Below are 26,397 nucleotides of genomic sequence, written 5' to 3'. Positions count from 1 at the left end.
TGATTTCAGTTCTTGCTCTGTGTGCTGGTTTGCTGACCGCGTGCAGCTGAGTCTATCCCAATCCATTGCCTTCCGCAACAACGCTCAGGGGGTTATTCCCAACGGGAGAGACAGCAAGAAGCGCCGGCTTGCGTCGTCGAGCACTACTCGCCGTTGCGCTCGCGGGCTTTTATCTGGTTCCAGCGGTTGACGGCGTCTTCGGGACTGGAGGCCTTCGTGTCGCCAAAGACGTGTTCATGACGGCGGATCATCTTGTTGTGTGCTTTTTCCATCGCCTCACGCAAGGTGAAGCGTCCCTCGGCCTCGGCGGCGGCAGCAGCGGCGAGAAGCACGAAGAATACGTCCCCCCACTCCTCTTCGACCTCGGCGTTCTCGCCGTTTGCAAAGGCATCAAGAAGCTCACCCGCTTCCTCGGTCGCGTCCGCCGAAAACTGGGCAGCCGTATGTTCGCGGTCCCAGGGGCACCCGTCCGGACCGCGCAAATGCCGGGCGAGATTGACGAGGGCTTCAAACCAGTCGTTCTCGGTCTCGGGCCTTTTCCGCCAGTGGGGATACATAGCGCTTGGAATTCCTTCCTTAATCTCGAAATACCTGATGAAGTTTGCGGCTTAATCGGCCGATAGACGGCATACAAGGAGGCATAGCATGACGGTTCAATGCTGTAAATGCAACCGCGTTCGAATGAGCGGGCGTTGGCTGCCGCAACCTGCCGCGGTTAAGGGTCCGGTGACTCACGGCTATTGTCCTGAATGCTTGCTCGAGACGAACGTTGCGATGTTCAACGAGCGCGCCAGTATCAATGGTGTGTGCACGGCGCTGGACCTCTTCAACAGGCTCGGGGCAACCCCTTCGTGCTGATGCGGCATGACGCACCAAGGAGGGTGCGGTTCAGTATAAATCCCCCTTTCGACACGCCCGCGACCGCATTCGCGGGCGTTTCATTTCTGACCACGCGCGAGGGATATCAGGCCTGCCCCGCGAAGTGAAGCAGCGCGAAGGACTCGGGCACGTGAAAATTGAGCTTTTCGCCGATGGGTGCCCATGACGCCCAGTGGGGATGCGAATTGTCTTCGGCGCACTTGTAGAAGTTCCCGCGCCACGTCTGGCCGGCCGGGTCGCCGATGGCGCCGACAAACTCTTCGAGTACCGCCAGGGGAATGGAGTACTCGACGGCCCAGGTCAACGGTTCCCGGCGTTCGGGAAAGATAACCCCGGGCACTGAGTGATAGACCTGCATCATGCCCGCTTGGCGGTTGAGGAGTTTCGTTGCCTTTCCCAGGCCTTCGGGCGTGCGCGTGGGATCCTCGACGTAACTGGCGTACAACGTGCCCAGACAGTTCATCTCGAAATTGAAATAGCCGGCGCCGGGCTTTGGTTCAAAGAAGAACTCGACGCAGGCGTCGTTACACACCCGCGCGTTCAGGTCCTCGCGTGTCGCCCGAACGTAGCGATCGTCGACGCGGAACATGGCGTACAGCGCGGCGGCATCATACAGCACCTTGGCATGGGTCACCGGGCGATGAGCGCTGCTCACGGGATGAAACCGGGCAATGGATACCGCCGGCACGCCGCCCCATAGCGGACCGTCCCACGCTCCGTCGAACGCAGGTTTGGCGGATGCGCGTTGAATCGTGTACTCCGGCGCCTGGCTCATGGTACCCCCTTGTCGTTCTGGCAACGGCATTATAGCGGGAGGAGGCGGCGCGGACCATCCGGGGACAGCGCCTGCGAGGCAAGGGCGGCAGGCCGGACCGATTCTCCCGAACCGGCCGGGGCACGCGCGCTGCACGACACCGGCGTGGCTCCTGGCACGCGCCGGTGGGCGGGCTTGCCCCACGGGCATATGCCCTATAGAATCCTGAATGACGCGCATCAGATGGGCGCGGGCGTGCCGAAACCAATCGTAATCGCGACATAGGTGGATTTCATCATGAACAGTCTCTGGGGCCGTACAAGCTGCTTGACCACTGGACTGGCGGTCCTGTGCTCCGTGGCGGCGGCGCAGGCGCCGTCGGCATCCATGGAGGAGGAGTTGCACAAGCTCGTAGAAATCGCCGCACCAAGGCACCCGCGGTTGTTCTTCACCGAGGCCGAGGAAGCAGGGTTGAGGGCCAAGATCGAGTCCGACCCGTTGCTCGACGCGGCGTATGGCTATCTGCAGGGCAGCGCGGATGCAATTCTGGCGGCGCCACCCGTGAAACGAGAGGTAGTCGGCCGGCGTCTGCTGGGTGTGTCCCGCACATGCCTGCAGCGCGTTTCATACCTGGCCTTTGCCTATCGAATGACAAAAAACGAGGCCTATCTTCGGCGCGCCGAGGAGGAGATGCTGGCGGCCGCGGCGTTCGAGGACTGGAATCCGGGCCATTTCCTTGATGTGGCCGAGATGACCGCCGCGTTGGCCATCGGCTACGACTGGCTGTACAACGGTCTGGCGCCCGGCGCGCGAACAGCCATAAAGACTGCTATTGTCGACAAAGGACTAAACACGTCGATGAAAGGCAGCGGGGGGTGGATCAAGACCACCAACAACTGGAACCAGGTATGCCACGGGGGGCTGGTGACGGGGGCACTGGCCGTGCTCAAGGACGAGCCGGACCTGGCGCGCCAGGTGATCGCACGTGCGGTGGTCAACGTGCCGTTCGCCATGCACGAGTACGAACCGGACGGCGTGTATCCCGAAGGGCCGAGCTACTGGGAATACGGCACCACGTACAACATCATTCTGATTTCGGCGCTGGAATCGGTGTTGGACACCGATTTCGGTCTGGCATCGGCTTCCGGTTTCCTGAAAACGCCCGAGTTCTATCTTCACGCGACCGGACCCACAGGGCTCTTTTTCAATTTCTCGGATTGCGGCCCACGGGGCGGCATCGCCCCGGCAATGCATTGGCTCGCGCAACGGCGGCGGGAGCCGGACATGTTGTGGCGAGAAAAGAGAGAATTACAGGATTTCTCGAACATGACGCCCCATGCCGATGGATCCGGAGAAAGGATGCTGCCTTTTCTGTTGATATGGGCTCAGGCCATTGGAGAGCTGCACGCACCCCGGCAGCTTCATTGGCATGGCGATGGTCCTACACCCGTAGCCATGCACCGCAACGCCTGGGAAGAGACCGCCACGTACGTAGCCATCAAAGGCGGTTCGCCCAGCACCAACCACGGGCACATGGATACCGGTTCGTTCGTGCTGGACATGGACGGCGTACGGTGGGCCCTCGATTTGGGTGGCCAGGACTATCACGGCCTGGAATCCATAGGAATCAATCTCTGGAACATGAACCAGAACAGTGAGCGGTGGACGGTGTTCCGGCTGAACAATCTCAGCCACAACACGCTTGTCGTTGACGGCCAGCCGCAGTTGGTCAAAAGCTATGCGCCCATCATCGCATTTTCGGACGACGGGAATGCGCCGCATACCATCGTCGACATGACTCCTGCGTACGAAGGGCAGCTTGCCGAAGCCAGGCGCGGCGTGCGGCTCATCGGAAAATCGGTCCTGGTACAAGACGAAGTGCGTTCGCTCGAAAAGAGCGCTTCCATCCGCTGGGGCATGGTCACTGGAGCAAAAGCGACGATTTCGGATAACGCCACGGCGATTCTCGAGCAGGACGGACGCACCCTGTCGCTGCGAGTGTTGTCTCCGGAAAGCGCCAAACTCGAGATTTACGAGACAGAAAACCCGCCTCATGACTACGACGCCAAGAACCCGAATACCCGAATGATCGGGTTTAAGTGTGAAGTTGGCGCGGCCTCAACCGAAACCCTGGCGGTCTTTGTGAAATCGGGCGAGGCCCCGGACGGCGCGCCAGTAGTGGCGCCCTTGGAGAAATGGTAAGGCTTTCGGACGTAAAACCGCGGCAAGGGCACTGCACGGAGCGCCCCGGCCGCGGTTTCTCTGCTCGTCAGTATTGCACCCGGACACGATAGGTCACGGTCGCCTCGCCGTCTTTGGGCACGGGAACGCTGAACACGGCCGTATGCGCGTCTTTCTTCACGAAATCGTGGGATTTGGACAAGACGCTCCAGTCGGCGGGCATAGGCTCGACGATATCGACTACGACGTCCTGTTCCTTGTGGTTGCGGACGATGATCTCGAATTCGGCCTCGTGAACGCGATCGGAGACCTTCTTGTAATCCTTCTGGATGCGGTCGGCGACTACATCAAAGGCTTTCCCCATGCGCAGGCGGATTTCTTCGTCCTTGGGCGTGTGGTCGATACGATCCTCGCCCGCGAACTGGAGCATGCCCTCGCTGTCCTCCTGGTAGATTCGCATGATACCCGCCGGAATAGGGATTCCGAGCCCATTGGCCTCCTCGTTCTTGAACTTGAGGAACACGTCGACGTGCTGGTCCTTCATGGCAGGGAACCGGTTGCTGTAGAACTCGACCATGCCGCGGAATTCGTAGATTTTCTGGCATTCGACTCCCGAGCCGCTGAGCAAGGCGACCTGTTTGGACTGGTTCTGCTTGATGGTGGTGCGCCGGGGGATAGTGTAGAGATGGTACTCCGCGAAGGCCTCTTCCCGGGGCATCTCTTCGGCGCCTTCGGCCAGGACCCGGCCACCGGCGCTTCTCTCCCTGCGGCTGAGCCGTGCTTGCACAACGTTAATGTCGCCGGCGACCAGTTTCAGGCGGGCGTTGTTGTATGCCGCGCCGGACTGGTTATCCATCGTGACCCACCCGGAGACATCGAGCGACTTGTCGTTCTTCGCGAGGGTAAGCACGTAATCGGCCCTCCACGAGATGCCGTTGGTGATATACGTGGCCTCCAACTGCTGCGCGCCGAGGTCGTTCTTCAACTGCCAGATGAGTGACGGCTTCGCAATGAGATTGTCAGGGATTTCCGGCACGACGACGTTGCCGGGGTGTCCCAGAAATATCTGGCCTTCGATTCGGTAGACCGGCCCCTCGTTCATGCTGAGGAGTTCGGCGCTCTTTTCGTCAAATCCAAGCTCGTTGCTGAAATTGATGAGTTTGACCTCTTTGCCGACGTACTTTTCCATGAGTTTCTGGGGGCTGATGAGGTCATATTCATAGTTCTGCTCGAGAATGACCACTGAGCCGGATTGCGCGAGCGAACGCAGGCCCACGGTCTCAGGGCGAATCTGCTGGGCCACGTCCATGAACCGGAGTTCGACTTCGCCCTGGGGCAGGTCGAGTTCGCGGACGTCGCGCACCAGTGCGATGCCGTTGTTGTACGCGGTGACCGCGATGTCAGTCTGCTGGTTTACGCCGGTTTGGACAGCCTGCATCCCAGCGCTGTAGCCTGAGCCGGCCGCTGCGAGCAGGATCGCCAAGCTGACAAGGGTTTTCTTCATCATCGTGCTCCTTCAAGGGCGCCCTGGTTTTCAGTAGCGTACCCGTACGCGATAGGTCACGGTAGCCTCGCCGTCTTTGGGCACGGGAACGCCGAACACGGCGGTATGCGCGTCTTTCTTCACGAACTCATGGGATTTGCTTAAGATATTCCAGTCGGCGGGCATAGGCTCGACGATATCGACCACCACGTCCTGTTCTTTGTGGTTGCGGACGACGATCTCGAATTCGGCCTCGTGGACGTTATCGGAAATAACACTGTAATCCTTCTGGATACGGTCGGCGACGACGTCGAACGCCTTCCCCATGCGCAGGCGGATTTCTTCGTCTTTGGGCGTGTGGTCGACGCGGTCCTCGCCTGCGAACTGGAGCATGCCTTCGCTGTCCTCCTGGTAAATCCGCATGATGCCCGCGGGGATGGGAATGCCGAGGCTGTTCTCTTCCTTGTTCTGGAACTTGAGGAAGACGTCGACGTGCTGGTCCTTCATGGGCGGGAACCGGTTGCTATAGAAGTCAACCATGCCGCGGAACTCATATATTTTCTCGCACTGCACGCCCGAGCCGCTCAGTAAGGCGACCTGCTTGGACTGGTTCTGCTTGATGGTGGTGCGCCGGGGGATGGTGTAGAGGTGGTACTCGGCAAAGGACTCTTCCCGGGGCATGGGCGCTGGCGCCGACATGACGGCCGCTTCCACAATCATTCCTTTCGCCGCGACCCGCGGCGGGGCAATGTTGACGTCGCCGGCGACGAGCTTAAGGCGGGCGTTCTCGTAGGTTGCGCCGGACTGGTTGTCCATGGTGACCCAACCCGAGATATCGAGGGACTTGTCGGTTTTCGCGAGGGTCAGCACGTAGTCGGCCTTCCAGGAGATGCCGCCCGTGATATAAGTGGCTTCCAGCTCCTGCGCGCCGAGATTGTTTCTGACTTGCCAAATGAGGGACGGCTTCGCGATGAGATTGTCGGGGATCTCAGGCACGACGACGTTGCCGGGATGGCCGAGGAATATCTGGTCCTCGATGCGGAAGACCGGACCCTCGTTGATGCTCAGAAGTTCAGCGGCCTTCTCGTAGAACCCGATTTCGGTGCTGAAATTGATGAGTTTGACCTCTTTGCCGACATACTTTTCCATAAGCTTCTGGGGGCTGATCAGGTCGTATTCGTAATTCTGTTCGAGGATGACGACCGAGCCGGCCTGGGCAAGCGAACGCAGGCCCACGGTCTCGGGCCGGATCTGTTGGGCCACATCCATGAACTTGAGTTCGACCTCGCCTTGAGGCAGGTCGAGTTTGCGGACGTCGCGCACAAGAGCGATCCCGCTGTTGTAGGCGGTCACCGCGATGTCCGTTTGCTGGTTCACGTCGGTTTGTGCCGCCTGCATGGCCGGCTCCTGGGCGAAAGAGCTTGCAACCAAAGTAAGCGCGGCGGCGAGCAACAGTGACTTCCTCATCGGACCCTCCTTCGTACCCCTTTGTTGGGATTCACGGTTACAGAAACCCTACCGATCTTGTTCCTGCTGATTATGACACTATCTTACACGGAAGGTTCGGAATACGCAGGCATCCTGCCACCAGGACGGAAGCGGTGGGTCTTGTCTTAACTCATTGCCTGACAGGTAGTTGCCGTCTAGTGGGGTGCAAGATGGTCGTTGGCGAACTCCCAAATACTGCCCTCGGGCGGTGCAGAGACGGTAGAAGCGCACGCATCCGCCGCTACGTACGGAGGAAGTTGCCAATCACATATGACCGATGGCGTCGAGCTGCTCGCAGGTTGCGGCGGGGGCCAGGGTCCGCAGCAGGTTCTCCCAATCCTCCGTGGTCATCTCGTCAAGGGTCTTCAGTTGGCCATACGCCGCGTAGGCCTCATCCCGCAGCCGCATTCGCTTTTCCATTTCAGCGCGCTTGGCGTCGATCTCGGCCTGTTCCTGCCTGGCGCAGCGGTGTGATGCAAGACAGGCGCCCACCCAAAGCCCGGACAAGACCATGACCGGCAGGAGAGAGAAAAGTGTTGCTATTTTAGTATATCTATCTCTATACATAACACTATTTATCATTTTATATCACTGTTCTTTTTCTATTTCAAAACGCCCTGTGGGCATGTGTGCATGCGGCCGCCCCGAACGCCGGCCGAATGGATGGATAGCCTGCATACAAATCTCGAGTTTTGACGTGGCTGGGGACCAACGCTATGCTGGTGCAGTTGGTGGAAAGGGCTGTTTCGTTTGGAAACCAGCAGGTCGCGACATTCAAGAATGGGGGATCGTGATGAAAACATCGCCTGTGTGTTCTATCGTGGCACTGCTTCTGCTCACGGCAATTGCCTGGCCCGGTGCGGGCGCCGGAGAATCGCCGGCCGAACCCTCGGAAAAACTCATCCTGAGCGCGCCGGTGACCCATTCCGACTGGATGTTGCGGGATGGAGTTGCATGGGGACCGGACGGCGTACGCCACATGCTCGACATGTGCAAAGCGTCGGGGTGGAATCGCGTTTACTGGCGGGTGTTGGATGGCGGCCGGTCGCTTTACAAGAGCGCTTTATTGAATGCGCAGGGCAAATGGGATGAAGACAATTTCTGGCATCCCGTTTCGGCAGAGGACAAGGCAATGCATGCGAAGTATACGGGCGGAATGAGCGAAGCCGACCGCGCAGCATTGCTGGCCAAGCTGGAACGGTACGACTACGGCACGTTCGACACGCTGGCCGAAGCTGTGCGTTACGGGCACGAGATTGGCCTCGAGATCCATGCCTGGATATCGATCAACGAGGACGACCACGGCTGGGGGATTCAGAGCCGCTTCAGCAAAGAGCACCCGGACACGCGCTGGCGCAAACGGGACGGTACGCTGTACCGCAGCCAGCACAGCTTCGCCTACCCCGAGGTCATGCAATACAAATTGGCCGTCGTGGAAGAGATTATCGCCAATTACGGCGTTGACGGCGTTTTCCTCGATTGGATCCGCACGGGGGATGTGCGCGACAACCCCCAGAATGACGCGGAGGGCGTGGCCGACCGGGGATATGAAACCCCGCTGGTGGAGGGATTCAAGAAGCGGTACGGCATTGACCCGCACGAAATCCCTAACAGCGACGAACGCTGGGTGCGTTATCGAGCTCTTCCGCACACCGAATTCATGCGCGGAGTCAGGACTCTCGTGACCGCCAAACGGCCGAGCATCCCGATTGCCGTCATGGTGATGCAGCCGTGGGGGTACCGGGGTTTCCAGGATAAGATCGACGGCAATCTGCGGGGGATGCTGCTGGACGTGGAAACGTGGGCGCGCGAAGGCCTGATCGACGCAGCGGTGGCGGCCGGTTATTACCTCGAGGGAGGCTCGGCGGAGTTGGCCTACAAGGCCCTGCAGGCGGAGACCGGGAATAAGGTGGACGTGTGGCTGTATGAATGGGTCCCCGACAACGTCGAGGACTTCAAACAGAACTTCGGCGTGGCACAGCAGGTGGGCGCACGGCAGATTCTGTTCTGGGAAGGCGACTACATCGACGGGCGGGAGAACAAGGAAGAATTGCAGGCGTACATGCGGGCGCATGCACAGGAGACCGAGCCTGGCGGCAAATAATGCAAGGGAGCGCGGGCGTGTCCGTCCGTGGTGCTCTTATGGGCGGGCAAGAAGACCTGTCCTCCGTTGATGGCCCGGGTTGGCGCCATTCTGGCCAGTCCCGGTTTTTGGCTTCATTGATTCACGCCGCAAGCTTGTCCCTGAACTCCGGAATCGGGGTTACCGCCATTTCTCGACGGTCTTGAGGACGACCTCGGCGGCATCGCGGTCGGGGACGCTCACGCCCATCCAAACACCGTAAGGGCGAAGGTTCTCGATGATGACGGGCAGCTCGTCGGGCTCGATAAACAGCTGGATGCCCTTCTTGGCCGCCTGGCATCGCTGGTACACGGGGACCCAGTCGCTTGCCCGGCCGTTGCCGGCCCCGTAAACCCATTGGAGCATGTCGAGTTCGGGGATTTCGAGCAAGCTGTCAAGGTGGCGGAGCGCAGCGGGTCCGTCGAGGTGGTACACAGAGGCTTCGAGGTGACGGCATTCTTCCCGGATGCCCGGAAGGAAGAATTCGTCGAACATCTCTTTCGAGATCATGCACGAGAAATCGTTCGACGGTACCATCCAGCGTTTTGATGATACGATCCCCGGCCATGAGGTAATGGGCTGGCACCGGGCCGTGAGCTTGGCGAAATAAGAGTCGAGCACCTCGAAAAAGACGCGGTTGACGTATGCCAGAAGTTCGCGGACTTCCTGCGGATGGAAAAGGAGATCGATATTGAGTTGCTGTGGGTCGCGAAAAGCGGCGATGGCGTCGCCGCCGGTGTGGATATCCGAAAGGCCGGTATAGAAAAGCCCTTGGCCGGCATCAAGCAACGCGCCGGTCATCTCTTCGAGTTTCCGCCAGTATGCATTCTCTCGCGAGAACCTGAAAGTCGGGGCCTCTGCCCAGTCGTGAATGCAGGGAATGGCCCACGTTGTGGTCTCGCCAAATTCCATCTCGCAGCCGAAGAATGCGCTGAAGACCTCCGGACCCAGGTTGGGCCATGCCAGGGGAAGCGCATCGCCCAGGTACTCGGTATTTCGGACAGTTGCGACGGCCGATTCCACGAGCCGGTCTGTGTCAAGCCAGCGGTCGCGCAACGAAGAGTAGCTGTGTTCGGCAAGGGGACAACATTCCGCCGGGCTCTTCGGCACAGTCATGATAACAACAGGCCGGTCAAGGATTTCGCGTTCCCAGCAGGCGTCCTGCCGGGCGATGCGCGTCTCCCAGTCGGGTATCGCGTCAATGGGCATGAGCCGTGTCTGGAATCCCGAAGCGCGGGCAGTCATCCCTCTCCCCCATGGTTTTCCGTTGCAGGAGTATATTCGACAGTGAGTGTGAAGGGAACTAAAATCAGGATGCGGAGGAACTTGAAGGTTTGGGGCCGGATTTTCGTGAAAGGAGACGCCTCATGAATCGCGCGCTATTCGTGCTGTCAGGGTTGTCGCTGCTGGCCTGCGGGATGTCGCACGCGGCGGAAGTGTTTATCGAGAAGACCGTCTACGGTGGATGGCAGAACTGTTACCGAATCACCAATGGTGAGATTGAAGCGGTTGTGACAACGGATGTGGGCCCGCGAATCATGCGCTTTGGATTCGTCGAAGGCCAGAACCTGTTGAAGGAATATGAGGACCAGCTTGGGAAGACCGGCGGCGAGGAATGGCGCATCTACGGCGGTCACCGCTTGTGGCATGCGCCCGAGGAGAAACCTCGAACATATGCCCCGGACAATGGTCCCGTGGCAGCGGCTGTGACAGGAGGCATTCTGACGCTGGTGCAGCCCGTGGAAGAGACAACGGGCATTCAGAAATCACTTGCCATCTCCATGGAACCGGATGCCAATGCCGTGACGATTGTACACACGCTGAAGAATGAGAATCCGTGGGATGTGACGTTTGCGCCGTGGGCGCTGACTGTGATGGCGCCGGGCGGCCGGCTGATTGTGCCGCAAGAGCCTTACATTTCCCACGAGGAAAAGCTCTTGCCTGCGCGGCCGGTGGTGCTGTGGCATTACACGGACATGAGCGACCCGCGCTGGACCTGGGGCAAGCGGTATATCCAGTTGCGGCAGGACGATGCGGTCGAAGGCTCGCAGAAGATCGGGGTAAAGAACGCGCCGGGATGGGCGGCCTACAGCCTGAACGGTGAGCTATTCATGAAGCGGTTCCCGCTGGATGCAGACAAAGAGTACCCGGATTTCGGGTGCAATTTTGAGGCGTACACAGCTAAGGGCATGTTGGAAATCGAGAGCCTGGGCCCGCTTGTGGCGCTTGCGGCGAACGGGGGCACCGCGTGCCATACAGAGCGCTGGTTCCTTTTCAAGTGCCAGCCCGGCGAAACGGATGATGCCATCAATGCCGATGTGTTGCCGCTGATTGAGGAATCGGGCGCCATCATCGCTCGTCAAATCATGGCAGAACCGCAGGACATCTCCGAAGACCTGGCGCGCGAACATTCATTGCGCATGTGGGGCGTCATGAGGAACGCGAAACAGCGGTGAGAGACAGAAAAGAACCGCCTTCTCCGAACGAGCAGGCGGTCAAACGCGGATGCGGTAAGGCGTTGTGTATCAGGAGGTCATTGAGCGGACCCGTTTTTCGAGCCTCAAGAGCAGGTCCCGTGTGTCTTTATTGGTATTCTTCTCTTCCGCGAGTTTCTGGCATGCGTACAGGACTGTGGTGTGGTCTTTTCCTCCGAAATCCTCGCCCACCTCGTTCAGGGAAAGGCTGGGTATGAGTTCTTTGCACATGTACATAGCGACTTGCCGCGGATACGCCACCTTACGTTGCCGGCTGCGGCCGCGCAAATCCGCGATGCGCACATCGAAGTATTCGGCCACGGCGCGTTGAACGGCTTCAACGGTAATGGGCTGGATCTTGTCCCGCCCGATAAGATCGCGGAGGACCTCTTCGGTGATAGGAAGTGAAATAGGCTGTTCGGTCAGACGGCTATACGCCAATACGGTAATGAGTGCGCCTTCGAGTTCCCGGATATTCGAGGTAACGCATGTCGCGATATAGCGGAGCACATCCGGGGCGACCGTGGACTTTTCTTCCGCGGCCTTGTTTTGAAGAATTGCCACGCGTGTCTCGAGATCGGGCGGCTGGATATCGGTGACAAGGCCCCATTCAAACCGTGAGACAAGGCGTTCCTCGAGTCCGGGGATTTCCTTGGGCGGGCGGTCGCTCGATATGACGATCTGCTTGTGCATGTCGTACAGAGCGTTGAACGTGTGGAAGAACTCTTCCTGGGTAGCTTCTTTGCGCGCGATGAAGTGGATATCGTCGATAAGGAGCACATCGGCCTTGCGGTATTTAGCCCTGAATCGAACGGTCGATTTCTTTGCGATACTCTCGATAAGCTGGTTCGTAAAATCCTCGGAAGAAATGAAGGTTACTAAAGTCCGCGGGTCGCGCTTGAGAAGCTCGTGCCCGATGGCTTGCATCAGATGGGTCTTGCCCAAACCGGTGCCGCCATACAGGAACAGGGGGTTATAGGCCCGTGCCGGGCGTTCGGCGACCGCTTTGGCCGCGGCGTGGGCAAATCGGTTGTCCGCTCCCACGACGAACCGTTCGAAGGTGTAGCGGGGATTGAACGCTCCGGCGCGCGGAGCAGGCCGCCCAGGCGTTTCAACCGGATCCGGGCGCGCGCCGCCCTCTCGCTTGGGAGGAGACGCGGATTGCTCGACGGAGTCTCGCGGCGTCTCCGACATGGAGACGAACCGCACTTCCGCAAAGTCAGGCATGAGCGCCCGCAGGGTATTGCTGATGGCGTCCATGTAGTGGTCTTTCAACCAGTCTGCAAAGAACTGGCTGGGGACGCCCACGACAATGCAACCCTCATCGCAGGACTCGAATTGTGTCTGTGAGAACCAATTCTTGTAGCTGTGATCATCAAGGATTTTCTTGAGACGTTCCTGAGCGAGTTCCCATGGATTCGATTCCTGCGGCGCCATTACCCCTCCTGGATTACAAACAATCATTCCCTTTACCCCCTTGCGCATCCCGTACGGGATACTGGCGTGCACGCGGCTTCACCCAGGACAAGACATTGCTGGCAGTCTGTGCCGGACGTCCCCAGAGGCTCCTCCCGCGCAGTTGGTCTTGCCCCAATTTCGGAGTATAGGATCTACAACTTCAACATCGAAAATGAGTCCGCAGCCGGACTTAGGCGAGGCGTTTGGTTTAGCCGACACGCAGTCTCAACCCACTCATTTCGATGTTATCCACAAGTTTTCCACAATCGCTCCACAGCCCCATAAATAAAGGCCAAAATGCGATCGATGAGTCTCCGAGTTTGCAACAAATCGCGGCAAAAGTCAAGCGTGAAATAAAGCGCCTTATTCGGCGGCCTTCACGCGATTCCACGCTTGGTCCATTTCTTCGAGAGAACAGTCCTCGATTGCACGGCCAGCACGTTCGAGTTCTTTTTTCATTTTTGCGAAGCGCTCGAGAAACCGCTGGCTGGCGTGAGTCAGTTCGCGGCCTGGGTCGGCATTGAGGAACCTCGAGAGATTCACCACGGCAAAGAGCAGATCGCCCAGTTCGCGCCGTGCATGGTCTGGTCTTTGTTCGGAAAGGGCGGCCTTTATCTCTCCGATTTCCTCGTGGATTTTCTCGAATACCGGGCTGATTTCGGGCCAGTCGAATCCCATGCGAGCAGCATGCATCTGGATATCCCATGCGGCACCGATTGGATCGTTTGCAGATTGTGGCTGGTCGCTCAATTGCGTTTCCCATGCGGGCACGCCAGTACTCGAGACGGACCGCCCGCAGCGTAAGAACCGTTGAAAATGCGGCATTCGCGCGAGGCGCCGCACCGAAAAGCCCCGTTAGCGCGCCCTGCGAAATCACGGAGACGGGGGAACTATAACATGCGGAAAGCGGGGCCGCAACGAGGCACAGGCACGCGGCAAACGCATGAACATCCTGAGTGCGGTGGCATTCGGGGTTCAAGCCGGGATCTCGAGACACCCATCGGGTGGGATAAGACCGGCGCGTACGTGATGCGTTACCGGGCCAAAGGCGTGAAACGTGCCCGTTCAAGCCTTCGGCCCTCCCTTCAGCCGTCTTCCCGGCCCTTCGGGCGCGGCTGGCATGTGGGGCGCCGTTGGCGCTGAAGAAGACCAGGCATCGGGTCACACGAGCCGCGCGGCGCTATAACCGGTCTTGGCAGTGCGCACCCGGCTATTCGGGGAGGGAACGCGCCGGATTACAGGAATATTGTGGCAATATGATTCCTTGCGTTCGGGCACCCCGATTGGTAGTATTTGCAAGTGATTGGTAAGATATTTGGGTGAGGGTATGGGTATTCGGCCGGGCCTGAGATGTTGGGGCGCTGAGTTTTCGTTTTGAGAACGATCGGACGGTCGCGGAGGACTTAACGTGAGCGATGTTTTGATCCGGAGATGCGGTGTGCTTGTTGCAGCCGCCCTATTCCTGGCGGCGGGCGCCTCGGATGCGTGGGTGTGGAATCCGGCCACAGGACGGTGGATCAACGAGAAGAATCTCCCGCAACCTACGGCACAGCTTCAGGTCGAAGCGGCCCGTTCGCTGATGGAACAGGGCGAATACAAGCGCGCCATTCGCGAAACCAACAAGTTTGACAAGTACTATCTGGATTCGGAATGGGCGGACGACAATCAGTTCTTGCGGGGCGAGATCAACATGCGGCAAGGCGATTATCTGGATGCCGCCAACGAGTTTCAGCAGGTGATCACGAATTACCCGGACACCGACCTGTACGATACGGTTATCAAGAAGCAGTACGAGATTGGTGACAAGTTCTATGCATTGGGCGAGAAGCGAATGGGTAAACGATGGACGCTCTTCCGAAGCCGCCCGTTCAAGAAAGCCATTCAGATCTATTCGATGGTGATCGACAATCAGCCGTTCCAGGAAGCCGCGGCAGAAGCGCAATACAAGGTTGGACTGTGCCATTTTACCCGCGATGAATATGTGGAAGCGGCTTACGAATATCAGCGCGTGCTCGAGGACTATGCGGGTTCCGATTGGGTGGACGACGCCAGCTACGGGCTGGCGATGTGCTACTACGAGGCCAGCCTGTCTCCTGCCTATGATCAAACGCGCAGCCGCCTGGCTATCGAAGCGATTGACGAATTCAAGTCGCGCTTCCCCGAGGATGAACGTACCCAGGGGCTGGATGAGAAGCGGGAGGAAATGCGCGAGAAGATAGCCCGGCAGCGTCTCCTCACCGCGCGGTTCTATGAGAAACGCCGCCGGTTTGATGCGGCCCGCATCTACTACGAGGCTGTCGTCGAGCAGTTTCCCGATACGGCGGCAGCAACTGATGCCAAGGATTGGCTTGACAAGACGGTTCAAGGCGAACCGGCAGCGCAGCAATGAGCGCCAAGACGGGAGTATTGGCATGCATTATTGTGGCGGGCTGCGCGGCAGGATGCGGCTACTCGACCCGAAGCACGCTTGACGAGCGGTATCAGACGATCGCCGTGCCCGCGTTCAAGAACCTCAGCAAGGAATACGACCTTCAGGCGCCGCTTACGAATGCCGTTATCCGCAAGTTCATGGCGGACTCGCGGCTCGAGGTTACCTCGCTCGACAGGGCCGACCTCATTCTCGAGGGCGTCATTCTGGATTACAGCCGGAAAGGGCTCACCTACGACCGCGACGACGAAGTGACTCAGTTCCTGTGTTTTGTCACGGCAGGCGCCCGTCTGACGGACTCCAAGACGGGCGAGGTCCTTTGGGAAGACGGCCAGCTGGTCGGAGAAACAACGTTTTACACTCGAGCGGCGGGACAGTCTTCGGACCGTCTCCGGGGCAATGCGGAGTTTTTTCTCCCGACGGTGCGTTCGTTTCCTTCGGAAGAAGAGAACCGCGGTGTGGCCGAAGCGTTGGAACAGCTGGCTTCCGACATCTTCCTGCGCACCATCGAGCCGTGGTGAGCCGTGGACGTCCAGGAATTCCTTCGCCGTATCGAGAGCGCGCCGCCGGGGCCAGTGACGTTGTTCTGCCCACATAAGGCGCAAGGCGCCCGTGAAGCCTCTTACGAACCGCTGCTGGCTGAGCGCGCCATCGAGCGCGTGGTTGCGTTGTATGTTGATCCGAGCCTGAAAGACATGGCCTATAACGCGTATTTCGCGGATGAGGCCGACCCTGCCGAGATTGTTTCGGTGGCAGAAACGTTGCCCTTCCTGTCAGAACGCCGAATCGTCGTTGTCCGCCGTGCGGAACGTTACCATCTTTCCGAATCCACCAGTGGCCCGCTTCTGGCATATCTTGGAAATCCGTGCCCATCAACGCTGCTGTTGCTTGTTGCGGACACGATGGACAGGCGTTCGAAGTTCTACAGGGCCTGTGATGCGGCGGGGGGTGTTGTGTCGTGTCCGAAACTGAGCAGGAACGATGTGGGTATCTGGATCAACGAAGAAGCCAGGACCCGGCAGAAGCGTCTTTCGCCGGAGGCGGTCGATGCGTTGATCGACCGCGCAGGCACACGGCTGGGAGATGTGTACAACGCGCTTCACGTAGTCTGCGACTACGTCGGCGCGAACCCTGTCATTCAAGCCGGGGACGTGGAAACCGCGTGTTCGGACGTAGCCGAAGAGCAAATCTGGACGTTGACAGATGCGATTGCGGCGTCGGACACCCATGAGGCCGTGCGGGCGTTGCGGGAACTGCTTGACCTGGGGATGAACGAATTCCAGATCATGGGTTCGTTGAACTGGTTGTTGAAGAGCGCACATGCGGTAGCCTCGCAAACCCCGGGTCTTGCCCGCATGAGCTCGTACGTTGCGCGCAAAGTCGGCCCTCTCGCACGGAAGCTCGGCCCGGAAAAGGTGCGGGATGCCTTCAACCTGTGCATGGACGCCGAGATTCTGCTTCGCAGCACCCATGTGGATCGCGCGTTGGCCCTTGAACTTCTGGTGATCAAACTTGCGGCGCCGGCCCAGCGCCGCGCAGGCGCGCCGCAGGCCGCGGGGCGATAGGCATCGAGCCGGCGCGCCTCAAGACCCGGCCGCGGAAGACGATGAGCTCCTGAAAGGGGGCGAGGGATGGTATGCGTCCATTCGATCATGATTTCGCCGATGAGATTCTCGAGCGTCTGGGAAGTATTTCTCGCGAGGCCAAACCCCGATGGGGGCGCCTGACACGGGACCAGCTGTTCGCGCATTTGACCGATTCTCTGCGCTATTCGATGGGCCGGGGGGGCCCGCCCGTGAACCAGAGCACGTGGGTTTCACGCAATATCATTGGGCCGCTGATCCTGCACGGATGGTTGCGCATCCCCAAAAACATCACGGCACCCGGACGTGGCGAGATGCCGAACGGCGACCTCGAGACCCTCCACGCCGTGCTCGAAGAATATCTTAATCTGGTACAGGCTGACGAACTGGAACCGTATCCTGACACCTATTTTGGCGAATTGGGCGTGGACGACTGGGCGCGCCTCCACGTAGTCCATTTCGAACACCACCTTCGCCAGTTTGGCGTGTGAAACTCGCGTTCTATCGCGGTCCAAATTGACTTACGGCAGGGCCCGCCCGTATCATACGGTTCCTTGGGGGGCGTGTTCCGGCGCGGCTGCGTTGTCATAAGCCATTCGGGTGCAAATAGATAGCGCGGGAAGGCGGCGCTATGTTGGCGCGTGGCACTGGCCCGCGGTCTTTGGTTGCAGACGCGGGCATCCGCCGACGAACGCACCCCGGGCAGGGATTGGATGGATAAGAGGACCGTAACGTGGAGCAGGGCCGCATGGCTCGAATAATCGCCATTGCGAATCAAAAGGGCGGCGTGGGCAAGACCACCACGGCCATCAATCTCTCCGCCTGCATGGCCGCGGCAGGCAAGAAAGTGCTCCTTATCGATCTCGATCCGCAGGGAAACGCGACCAGCGGCCTTGGCATTGACAAGAGCACGCTCAACGGCACTATCTATGACGCGATGGTCAACGGCGAATTCGTGCGGGACCTTCGCCAGAAGACCTTGATGGACAATCTGCACCTGATACCCGCCAACAAGGAACTGGTGGGGGCGGAAGTGGAATTGGTCGGCGCGGAGCAGCGCGAATATCGCCTGCGAAACGTTTTACAGCCCATTCGAGACGAATACGAATACGTATTCGTGGACTGCCCGCCGTCGTTGAGCTTGTTGACGGTGAACGGTCTCAGCGCAGCGGACAGCGTTCTCATTACGTTGCAGTGCGAATACTACGCTCTCGAGGGTCTGAGCGAACTGCTTCAGACCGTAAAGCTCATCCGGGACAATCTCAACCCGCGATTGAAGCTGCACGGCGTGTTGCTTACCATGTACCAACATACGAATCTGTCCAATCAGGTGGTCGAAGACGTGCGCGCGCATTTGGGCGACCGGGTATATCAGACGGTGATCCCGCGAAATGTGACGTTGAGCGAGGCGCCGAGCTTCGGCAAACCCGTGATCTTTTACGATTTGAAATCCGTGGGCGCGCGGGCCTATCTGGCCCTGGCACGAGAGGTGGTATCGCGTGGCTAGAAAGAAGAAAGGCCTGGGCAGGGGGCTGGGCGCCCTGATTTCGAGCAATTCGGGAGGCGGCTTCCCCTCGTCGGCGCTCGATATGCATCCGGACGACGGGGCCGGTCCGCGGCTTCTTATGCTGGACCCTCGAGAGCTGAAGCCCAACCCGAAACAACCCCGCATGCGTTTCGATGAGGAGTCTTTGGAGGAGTTGAGCGTCTCGCTCCGGCGCGACGGCATGCAAGAGCCGGTAATCGTCCGCAAGGCGGGAGACGCCTACGAGCTGGTGAGCGGCGAGCGGCGCGTGCGCGCGGCCGTGATGGCGGATCTCGAGACTATTCCCGCGGTGTGCCGTGAGGTGTCGGACGCCGACATGCTCAAGCTGGGGTTGATTGAGAACATCCAGCGCGAGGACCTCAATCCGATCGAGCTGGCGCGGGGATACAAGCAGCTTATCGAGGAATTTCACTGGACGCAGGAAGAACTGGCGGACCAGGTGGGCAAGAAACGGGCAACGGTGACGAATACGCTGCGGTTGCTTAACCTTCCCGAGGTGGTGCAGGCGCGCGTTGCCGACGGCGGTATCGCCATGGGCCATGCCCGGGCGCTGCTTGCGATTGAATCGCCGCAGAAACAGATCGCAGCCTGCCGGAAGATCGTGGGCCAGGGCCTTTCGGTGCGCCAAGTCGAGAAGATGGCGTCGCATGAGGGGGCGGCTCCGAAGCCCAAGGCTCCGAAAGACCCCAATGTGGCGGCCATCGAAGACGAGCTGCGCCGCAAACTGGGCACGAAGGTCGCTCTGAGGGCCAGCGGCGATACCAAGGGCAAGATCGAGATCGAGTATTTCAACCTGGACGAACTCGATCGGCTCCTGGGATTGATCCGAAGTATCCGGTAGGCGGCGAACCGTGGTGCACGTCTGCATTTTTCCGGTATAGACACGTATTCCAGAAAAGAGGATTCCGAGATGCTTGACATAAAGTTCATACGCGAGGACACGGCGCTGCTGAAGACCGCGTTGGCGAATCGCAACGCGGGCATTGATCTGGACGCTGTGCTCGAGGCCGATGCGGCGCGCCGGGAACTGATTTACGAGGCCGAACAGCTGCGGGCCGAGCAAAACAGGGCCTCGGATGAAATCGCGAAGAAGAAAAAGACGAAGGAAGATGCGTCGGAAGCCATTGCGGCCATGCGCGAAGTCAGCCGGAAGGCCAAGATCCTCCAGGAGAAGGCTCGCGAAGCGGACGAGGCCGTTCGCCGGCACTTGCTGGTGATTCCTAACGTGCCTCATGAGAGCGTGCCGGCAGGGCCTGACGAATCGGCGAACCGCGTCGAACGGAGGTGGGGCCAGCCGGCGCAATTCGGTTTCGCGGCGAAAGATCATGTCGAACTGGGCACGGCGCTCGGCATTCTCGATCTCGAGCGGGCCGGCAAGATCTCGGGCGCCCGCTTTTCGCTCTTGCGGGGGGCCGGGTCGCAACTCGAACGAGCGCTCATCAACTTCATGATGGACACCCACACGCAGGAGCATGGGTATACGGAATACCTTCCGCCGTTTCTCGTATCCGGGGAGACCATGGAAGGGTCCGGTCAACTGCCGAAGTTCGCGGAGGAGGCTTTTACGGTTGAGGGCCGCGACCTCTGGCTCGTCCCGACGGCGGAAGTGCCTCTGACGAACATGTACCGCGACGAGATCCTCGAGGAGGCCGTCCTGCCCGTCAACTGTGTTGCGTACACGCCCTGTTTTCGCAGCGAGGCGGGTTCCTATGGCAAGGATACGCGGGGGATGTTGCGCCAGCACCAGTTCGACAAGGTCGAGTTGTACAAGTTCACGGCGCCCGAGACGTCGTGGGATGAACTGGAAAAGCTGACCGGCCACGCGGAGAGCATCCTGCAGCGTTTGGGCCTGCCGTATCAGGTGGTGACGCTGTCCACGGGCGACATGGGCTTCTGTTCGGCGAAAACCTACGATCTCGAGGTCTGGCTGCCGGGGCAGAACTGCTATCGTGAGATCAGCTCGTGCTCCAACTGCACCGATTTCCAGGCGCGTCGTGCGAACATACGCGTACGGCGCGGCAAGAAGCCCGAATTCGTGCACACGTTGAACGGCTCGGGCCTGGCGGTCGGACGCACCCTTATCGCGGTTCTCGAGAACTACCAGCAGGCGGACGGCACGGTGGTTGTGCCGGAGGTTCTGCGCCGCTATATGGGCGGCCTGGAGCGCATCGTTCCCATATCCTGATTTGCGCAAGAACACAACACGCGAGGCGGCCATGGAAGTGCCTTACGAAAAAGCCGCGGCCATTCTGTCAGAATCCGAATGCTCCATTGCAGTAACAGGCGCGGGCATATCGGTCGAGAGCGGGATCCCTGACTTCCGCAGTCCCGGGGGGATCTGGGCCAAGTACCCTCCCGAGCAATACGCCACGATCGAAGCGTACCTCAAGAATCCGGCCAAAGTGTGGCGTTTCTGGCAGGAACTCGCCCGCGATTTTGCGGGGTGCAAGCCCAACCGCGCGCATTTTGCCTTGGCGGCCCTCGAACAGCACGGGTTTCTGAAGGCAATCGTTACCCAGAACATCGACGCTCTCCACCAGGCGGCTGGCAGCAAGACGGTTATCGAGTATCATGGGAGCGCCCGGAACCTGTTCTGCATGGACTGCGGCAACACGCGTCCTCTTGATATGCTGGCGGCGGGCGCAGCTCCCCCGCGTTGCCATGTGTGTTACGGACTCATGAAACCCGACATCGTCATGTTTGGCGAATTGATCCCCGGGGATGCCTTGCGCGCGTCTGCGGAATGGGGCGAGAAGTGCAACGCAGTGCTGATTGTCGGTACTTCGGCCCAGGTGTATCCTGCGGCGGACCTGCCCTACATCGCGAAACGTCACGGCGCCCGTATCATCGAGGCGAATATCGAACATACCAGTTTTACAGAGACCATTACCGACGTCTTCCTGCAGGGGCGAGCCGGGGAGACGTTACCCAAGCTTGCCCAGGCACTGGGACTCGACGCGGATGGGGCGGATTCCGCCAGGTAACATGCGCCGTCCACGCACCAGCGCAGGGATGGCCCCATTCGATCGTTGTCCGTGCCGCTGTGTACGAAAGAGGGGATGCGGTATAGAGTGAAAAGGCGGAGGCAACACGGTTTCTGTTCTTTGAGAGCCGACTGAGCTTCTTTTACTGAGGATGCCGGGACCCGCTAAGGGCGTGGAGGCTTTGACGATGAAGCGAGCGGTCATCCTGATTCACGCGCCCGTTGAGATGGACAGCGCCGTCATTGGGTCTCACGATTTCGGTGAAATAAGAACCAGCCCGATCGCGCTTGGTCTTTTGTAAAACACCAACGCGATCCCGTTTCCGGATTACTCGCTGCTGCCCGACCGGGATTTCTGCAGCCCGTCGAGTATCAGCGCCCGGAGATGCCCTCATCACTCTTTTTCTGCTGTGCCTCGAACCTGTTTCAACGCCACCAGCGGCGCAGCGCTGAGAACGCCGAACGCGAACTAGATGAATAGACTTTTCTGCGCGAAACATGGGCGATGTAGCCTAAGTGCTTTTATTTCAATAAGTTAAAGGTGAGCGGGCCGGCCGCGCATGGAGACAGGCCAACTTCTTGTTGCGTTTGTAGAGGTAGTAGGGTAGATTAGGGTCAGCGCGCGGGGCTCGGATAGGGAGGGGTATCATGGCTGGGGCCTGGAATGCACTTTGCGCCCTCCTCGCTTTGCACCTCAAGCGTCTTTCACGGGCGGACCTGCTTGAGGCATTGGGAGGCGCTTCGGAGGACAGTTCGGTCTCGCTGCCCGCGAGACTGGCTGATGCGGGCGCGGTGTCCGCGGAAGAGGCCGAACTCATTCGGCGCATGGCCGAGGCGGCTGCGCAGGCCCACGGCGGCGATGCTGGCGCCGCACTCGACTCGCTCGGGGGCGAGGAGGCCCTATGGAGGTCCCTGGACCCTGCCCGAACGCTTTCTACCCCGCGCGGCCGCACCACCACCCCGATGAAGGATGCCCCTTTTTCGTTCTCGCTGTGGGGCGAAATGGAGCCCATAGAAGAAATCCCGGGGCGTTATACGAAGACGTCCGAGTATGGCCGGGGAGGGATGGGGCGTATCTTGCTGGCCCACGATTTGAAAATGGGGCGGGATGTTGCGCTCAAGGAGCTTCTGCCCACGAGCGAGACAAGCATGATACTGCCCGAGAAGACCCCCGTGCGGTACATGGCCGCGGTTGCGGCGCGCTTTCTGCAAGAGGGGCGCGTTACCGCCGGGCTCGAGCACCCTTCGATCGTGCCCGTATACGAAATCGGGCGGCGCCCGAATGGCAATTTGTATTACACGATGAAGCTCGTGCGGGGCCGCTCGCTTGCCCGGGCCTTACGCGCATGCAGTACGCTGGACGAACGCCTGGCCCTTCTCCCCCATTTCGTCGACCTGTGCGAAGCCGTCGCCTATGCCCACAGCCGGGGAGTGCTGCATCGCGACATCAAACCGTCGAATATCATGATCGGTGAGTTTGGCGAAACGGTGGTGCTTGACTGGGGACTCGCCAAGGTAAAGTCGCAGCCGGAAGATCCCCTCGAACAACAGATTCGCGATATGCCCCAGCGGCTTGCGGGCAAGGAGACTCCCCTTCCGGAGACGAAGGCGGGGCAGGCCATGGGGACGCCGGAGTATATGCCTCCGGAGCAGGCTCAGGGACTGGTAGAGCAGATTGACGAACGGTCCGACCTGTACTCGCTGGGAGTAGTGTTATATGAACTTCTCACGGGCACCACGCCTTTTCGAGCCGATACCGCCAGCGAAACCATGCGGAGGGTTATCCTTCAAGAAGTCCCGCCCGTCCTCGAAAAAGAACGCGATGCTCCCCCCGAGCTTGTAAGCATCTGCGAGAAAGCCCTGCAAAAGAAGCCTTCCGACCGTTATGAATCCGTGGTGGCGCTTGCGGAGGAGGTGAAACGGTTCCAGACGGGGGCGTTGGTGCGTACTTACCGGTACAGCCTCCGGGAACTGGCGCGCCGCTACTACGCAAGACACCGGACGGTGCTGCACGTGGTTGCAGCGGCGGCGGGCATCATTCTCTTTCTTGCCGTGTTCTCCTACATCCAGATCTACCAGGCGCGAAACCGCGAACGCATCCAACGCATGCTCGCCGAGGACGCACGGGATAAGGCCATCGTGGCGGAAGACCGGGCAGAGAAAGCCAGAGAAGAAGCCGAACACACCGCGTATGTGGCCCAGATACGGCTTCTTCAGGCCTACGTGCGGCAGCGGAATTTCGCGGGCGCGAACAAGCTTGTCTGGTCCATCTCGGAGCAGCGCCGTGACTGGGAGTGGGGCAATCTTCTCGAACAATGCAATCAGGACCTGTTCACGCTCCGGGGACACGAGGGCATCGTGTTTCAGGCCACGTTCGACAAACCGGGAACGCGTATCCTGACCCTCGCGGGAGACAAAACCGCGCGCATCTGGAACGCTGCCGATGGCGCGCCCCTGACGGTGATCAAGACGCCCTACGCACTCATAAATGGAGGCCGGTTCAGCCCCGATGAATCCTCGATCGTGCTGGAACTCTGGGATGGGACGGCGCGCCTTTTCGACGCGGCCACGGCGCAAGAGAAGGTCGTGTTCAAAGGGCACTCGGCTTCCGTCAGGTCGGCACAGTTCGAAGCTGGCGGCAACCGCCTGGTCACGGGCTCGAACGACGGCACCGTGAGGATTTGGGACGCCCGTTCAGGAGCACAACTGGACATCCTCGAAGGTCACGACAGCGAAGTCGTGAGCGTACACCCGAGCCCGGATGGCACGACGCTGATCAGCGCCACCCAGAAGGGCCAACTGTACCTGTGGACTCCCGCCGCCAGCCGCACCCCGGTGCAGATTATGCGGGGCGCATTTCCTGTCTACAGCGCGGCGGGGTCTCGTGTCTGCTATGTAGACAACGGCGCGGCGGTCGTTTGGGATATCTCGGCGGGCAAAGAGATATTCCGAACCAAGCCGGGCAGTGCCGATGTTGTGCGGACGTGTTTTTCGCCCGATGACCAGCTGCTGCTGGCAGCCGCAACGGATGCCGTCGGCCGCCTGTATGACGTTGCAACGGGAAGTCTCGTGAATTCTTTCAACCACGGGGAAGAAGTCAAGAACGGAGCATTCAGCCCGGACCAAAGCATGGTTCTTCTGCTATCCGACGCGGGCCTGGTGACGGTATGGGATATTGCCAGGGCTACGCTGGTCACGTCTTTTACGGGGCATGAAGCGGGGGTGGCGGCCGCGGCGTTCAGCCCGGATAGCCAGCGCATAATCACGGCCGCGAGAGACAATACCGCTCGAGTATGGGATGCCCGGAGATCGCTCACGCAGCGTATTCTGCTCGAGCAAACGGGGCCAGTCCACAAGGTTGTCGTCAGCGGAGACGGAAATCGTATCGCTATTGCGACCCAAGACTGCGGCCTCGCCCTGTATGATGGCCGCGAGCTGGTCCCGCAGATTTCCCATCGATGTTTTTCGCACTTCGGGCCGGCATCGGCGGCCTTCAACGCTGACGGCTCTCTCCTCGCCGCTCCCTTGGACGAATTCAGCGTATTCGTGCTTGATACAGGCGCCGGCGAAACAGTCTCGCATTATTTCGGGCACCGCGGACGCGTTCTGGCAATCGCATTCAGCCCCACCGGCGACACCATCGTTACAGGAGGGCGAGATGGGACAGCGCGCGTTTGGGAAGCGCGCTCGGGCAAGGAGCAATGGGTGCTTCGTGGCCACACGGACCGGCTGCTCTGCGTGGCGTTCTCGCCCGATGGAACCTTGCTCGCCACGGGAGCCAACGACAATACGGTTCGTCTGTGGGACGCGAAAACCGGCGCCGAGCTTCATGTCCTGGCCAAACACGCGGGCTGCGTAAACGACGTGGCGTTCGATGGGGATGGCTCGCATCTGCTGTCCGCGTCTAACGACGGCTCGGTAGTATGCTGGGATGTCGAGAGTGGCGAACCGTCGTATCAACTCGTTGGTCATGGTGACGAAGTGATATCGGCACGGTTCAGCCCTGATGGCGCCCGCATTCTGACCGCATCGTATGATGAGACGGTACGCATATGGGAAACGGGCACGGGCGATGAGTTGGTGACCTTGGCGAGCGGCGATCATCCGTTTCTTGACGCGCAATTCCTGCAGGATTCGCGAAGCATGCTGGCCGCGGGTTGGGACGGCCGCGTGACCGCCCATTTCGCGGGACCATGGCGCATGGAACAGTTGAACGCAACCCCGGGAAGCACGCTGCGGGAACGTTACGCCGCCGCGAAAGCCTCGCGGCTCGGGGAGCGATGGCCGCAGCAAGAGCGCCTGGCAATGCGGGCCGCGATCGTGCATACGACCGGGGAACGCGCGCGAGAGCGCCTTGAACGCCTGGTTGGCCTGCTCGGCCAGCCCGAACCCGCTCCATCGTCCCAGGCGGGCCTGGCAATTGCCGAGGGCCCGATGGCCGACGCGATGAAACGGCTGTGTCTATTGGCCGGCGACCGGGTGACAAGCATCAACGGTAACTCTATCGACGGGCCGCCTTCCGCGCGCGCGGTGTTGGCTGAGTATCTCGAGAACCAAACCATATCGCCACAGTTGGAGTTTGAGATCGTGCGGGAAGGCAGTCCTATCCAGGTGCGCTTCGCGTTTCATCCGCGGATTGTTGCGGAGCGTACCGTGACCCTGCCCCGCGAGACGGCTCGCGAGGGCGTCGAATACCTTGCCGGGGTGTTGCTGGTAGGCATCGAGCAACTGCTTCAGGTTAACCAGGACATGAATGCCCGCCTGGGCGAACCGGTTCCTTCGCGGGAGGTCTTCAACGGTTTGTGGGCGCCTCCGGAGAACGGGCCACAGGGAGCGCGCATATATGAAGCCGCCGGGATCGCCGTTGGGGATCACATCTTGCGCGTGAACGATAGAGCGATTGAGAACCGGCGCCAGCTCAAGGATTTCCTCGGTGCGGCGCGCACCGCCCTCGCGGAGAACAGAACCTTAAGTCTGGCTGTCATTATCGAGCGCGGCGAGTTTCAGGAGATTCATCT

The 26,397-nt window shown here is 59.9% G+C and carries 21 protein-coding genes; 13 read left to right on the top strand and 8 right to left on the bottom strand.

Annotated features, from left to right (window positions below):
• Window positions 1-143 precede the first annotated feature (143 nt).
• Window positions 144-557, bottom strand: a complete 414-nt coding sequence (locus PLJ71_00105) for a MazG nucleotide pyrophosphohydrolase domain-containing protein (GenBank protein ID HQM47051.1) — start codon at window positions 555-557, stop codon at window positions 144-146.
• An 88-nt stretch (window positions 558-645) separates the two neighbouring features.
• Here PLJ71_00105 and PLJ71_00100 point away from each other — a divergent pair, with 88 nt between their 5' ends.
• Window positions 646-858: a hypothetical protein gene (locus PLJ71_00100; protein HQM47050.1), complete on the top strand. Its 213-nt coding sequence runs from the start codon at window positions 646-648 to the stop codon at window positions 856-858.
• Between the two features lie 106 nt (window positions 859-964).
• Here the strand turns inward: PLJ71_00100 and PLJ71_00095 are convergent, their stop codons facing one another.
• Window positions 965-1,654: a carbohydrate-binding family 9-like protein gene (locus PLJ71_00095; protein HQM47049.1), complete on the bottom strand. Its 690-nt coding sequence runs from the start codon at window positions 1,652-1,654 to the stop codon at window positions 965-967.
• Window positions 1,655-1,930: 276 nt separating this feature from the next.
• Here PLJ71_00095 and PLJ71_00090 point away from each other — a divergent pair, with 276 nt between their 5' ends.
• The gene (locus PLJ71_00090) at window positions 1,931-3,835 is read left to right on the top strand and encodes a heparinase II/III family protein (GenBank protein ID HQM47048.1); all 1,905 of its coding nucleotides are present in this window, start codon (window positions 1,931-1,933) and stop codon (window positions 3,833-3,835) included.
• Between the two features lie 67 nt (window positions 3,836-3,902).
• On the opposite strand, the gene PLJ71_00085 is transcribed toward PLJ71_00090, so the two are convergent.
• From PLJ71_00085 to PLJ71_00075, 3 genes are all read right to left on the bottom strand, one after another.
• On the bottom strand, window positions 3,903-5,321 hold the full coding sequence (locus PLJ71_00085; GenBank protein HQM47047.1) for a DUF4139 domain-containing protein: 1,419 nt from the start codon (window positions 5,319-5,321) through the stop codon (window positions 3,903-3,905).
• 27 nt (window positions 5,322-5,348) lie between these two features.
• Complete coding sequence (locus PLJ71_00080; protein HQM47046.1) at window positions 5,349-6,764, bottom strand: DUF4139 domain-containing protein; 1,416 nt, start codon at window positions 6,762-6,764, stop codon at window positions 5,349-5,351.
• Window positions 6,765-7,049: 285 nt separating this feature from the next.
• Window positions 7,050-7,352 carry a hypothetical protein gene (locus tag PLJ71_00075; GenBank protein HQM47045.1) on the bottom strand — a complete coding sequence of 101 codons (303 nt, stop codon included), beginning with the start codon at window positions 7,350-7,352 and terminating at the stop codon, window positions 7,050-7,052.
• Window positions 7,353-7,578: 226 nt separating this feature from the next.
• Here PLJ71_00075 and PLJ71_00070 point away from each other — a divergent pair, with 226 nt between their 5' ends.
• Window positions 7,579-8,889, top strand: a complete 1,311-nt coding sequence (locus PLJ71_00070) for a family 10 glycosylhydrolase (protein HQM47044.1) — start codon at window positions 7,579-7,581, stop codon at window positions 8,887-8,889.
• Window positions 8,890-9,048: 159 nt separating this feature from the next.
• On the opposite strand, the gene PLJ71_00065 is transcribed toward PLJ71_00070, so the two are convergent.
• Complete coding sequence (locus PLJ71_00065) at window positions 9,049-10,152, bottom strand: hypothetical protein (protein HQM47043.1); 1,104 nt, start codon at window positions 10,150-10,152, stop codon at window positions 9,049-9,051.
• Between the two features lie 122 nt (window positions 10,153-10,274).
• Between PLJ71_00065 and PLJ71_00060 the strand changes: the two genes are divergently transcribed.
• Complete coding sequence (locus tag PLJ71_00060; protein ID HQM47042.1) at window positions 10,275-11,363, top strand: hypothetical protein; 1,089 nt, start codon at window positions 10,275-10,277, stop codon at window positions 11,361-11,363.
• Between the two features lie 69 nt (window positions 11,364-11,432).
• Here the strand turns inward: PLJ71_00060 and dnaA are convergent, their stop codons facing one another.
• Window positions 11,433-12,818 (bottom strand): chromosomal replication initiator protein DnaA, encoded by a 1,386-nt coding sequence (gene dnaA, locus PLJ71_00055; protein ID HQM47041.1) that lies wholly within the window; start codon window positions 12,816-12,818, stop codon window positions 11,433-11,435.
• A gap of 384 nt (window positions 12,819-13,202) precedes the next feature.
• The gene (locus PLJ71_00050; GenBank protein HQM47040.1) at window positions 13,203-13,589 is read right to left on the bottom strand and encodes a MazG nucleotide pyrophosphohydrolase domain-containing protein; all 387 of its coding nucleotides are present in this window, start codon (window positions 13,587-13,589) and stop codon (window positions 13,203-13,205) included.
• A gap of 658 nt (window positions 13,590-14,247) precedes the next feature.
• On the opposite strand from PLJ71_00050, the gene bamD reads away from it, so the two are divergent.
• From bamD to PLJ71_00005, 9 genes are all read left to right on the top strand, one after another.
• Window positions 14,248-15,228, top strand: coding sequence for an outer membrane protein assembly factor BamD (bamD, locus tag PLJ71_00045; protein HQM47039.1), 981 nt, complete (start codon window positions 14,248-14,250; stop codon window positions 15,226-15,228).
• Window positions 15,225-15,788: an LptE family protein gene (locus PLJ71_00040; protein HQM47038.1), complete on the top strand. Its 564-nt coding sequence runs from the start codon at window positions 15,225-15,227 to the stop codon at window positions 15,786-15,788. Before bamD ends, PLJ71_00040 begins: the two co-directional genes overlap by 4 nt.
• 3 nt (window positions 15,789-15,791) lie before the next feature.
• A complete protein-coding gene (holA, locus tag PLJ71_00035; protein HQM47037.1) occupies window positions 15,792-16,832 on the top strand; it encodes a DNA polymerase III subunit delta in 1,041 nt (346 codons plus the stop codon).
• Between the two features lie 71 nt (window positions 16,833-16,903).
• On the top strand, window positions 16,904-17,341 hold the full coding sequence (locus PLJ71_00030; protein HQM47036.1) for a DUF1569 domain-containing protein: 438 nt from the start codon (window positions 16,904-16,906) through the stop codon (window positions 17,339-17,341).
• A gap of 257 nt (window positions 17,342-17,598) precedes the next feature.
• Entirely contained in the window at window positions 17,599-18,357 is a 759-nt protein-coding gene (locus tag PLJ71_00025) for an AAA family ATPase (GenBank protein HQM47035.1), read from the top strand.
• Window positions 18,350-19,237 carry a ParB/RepB/Spo0J family partition protein gene (locus PLJ71_00020; GenBank protein ID HQM47034.1) on the top strand — a complete coding sequence of 296 codons (888 nt, stop codon included), beginning with the start codon at window positions 18,350-18,352 and terminating at the stop codon, window positions 19,235-19,237. The genes PLJ71_00025 and PLJ71_00020 overlap by 8 nt, the downstream gene beginning before the upstream one ends.
• A 69-nt stretch (window positions 19,238-19,306) precedes the next feature.
• The gene (serS, locus tag PLJ71_00015) at window positions 19,307-20,581 is read left to right on the top strand and encodes a serine--tRNA ligase (protein ID HQM47033.1); all 1,275 of its coding nucleotides are present in this window, start codon (window positions 19,307-19,309) and stop codon (window positions 20,579-20,581) included.
• Between the two features lie 31 nt (window positions 20,582-20,612).
• The gene (locus PLJ71_00010; GenBank protein HQM47032.1) at window positions 20,613-21,380 is read left to right on the top strand and encodes an NAD-dependent deacylase; all 768 of its coding nucleotides are present in this window, start codon (window positions 20,613-20,615) and stop codon (window positions 21,378-21,380) included.
• Window positions 21,381-22,027: 647 nt separating this feature from the next.
• Window positions 22,028-26,397: protein kinase (locus tag PLJ71_00005; GenBank protein HQM47031.1), on the top strand; the 4,370-nt coding region annotated here is incomplete at its 3' end.

Source organism: Candidatus Hydrogenedentota bacterium, assembly GCA_035416745.1.
GTDB lineage: Bacteria > Hydrogenedentota > Hydrogenedentia > Hydrogenedentales > SLHB01 > UBA2224.
The sequence above is the reverse complement of the archived record's forward strand: the minus strand, read 5'-3'. Positions and strand labels throughout refer to the sequence as shown.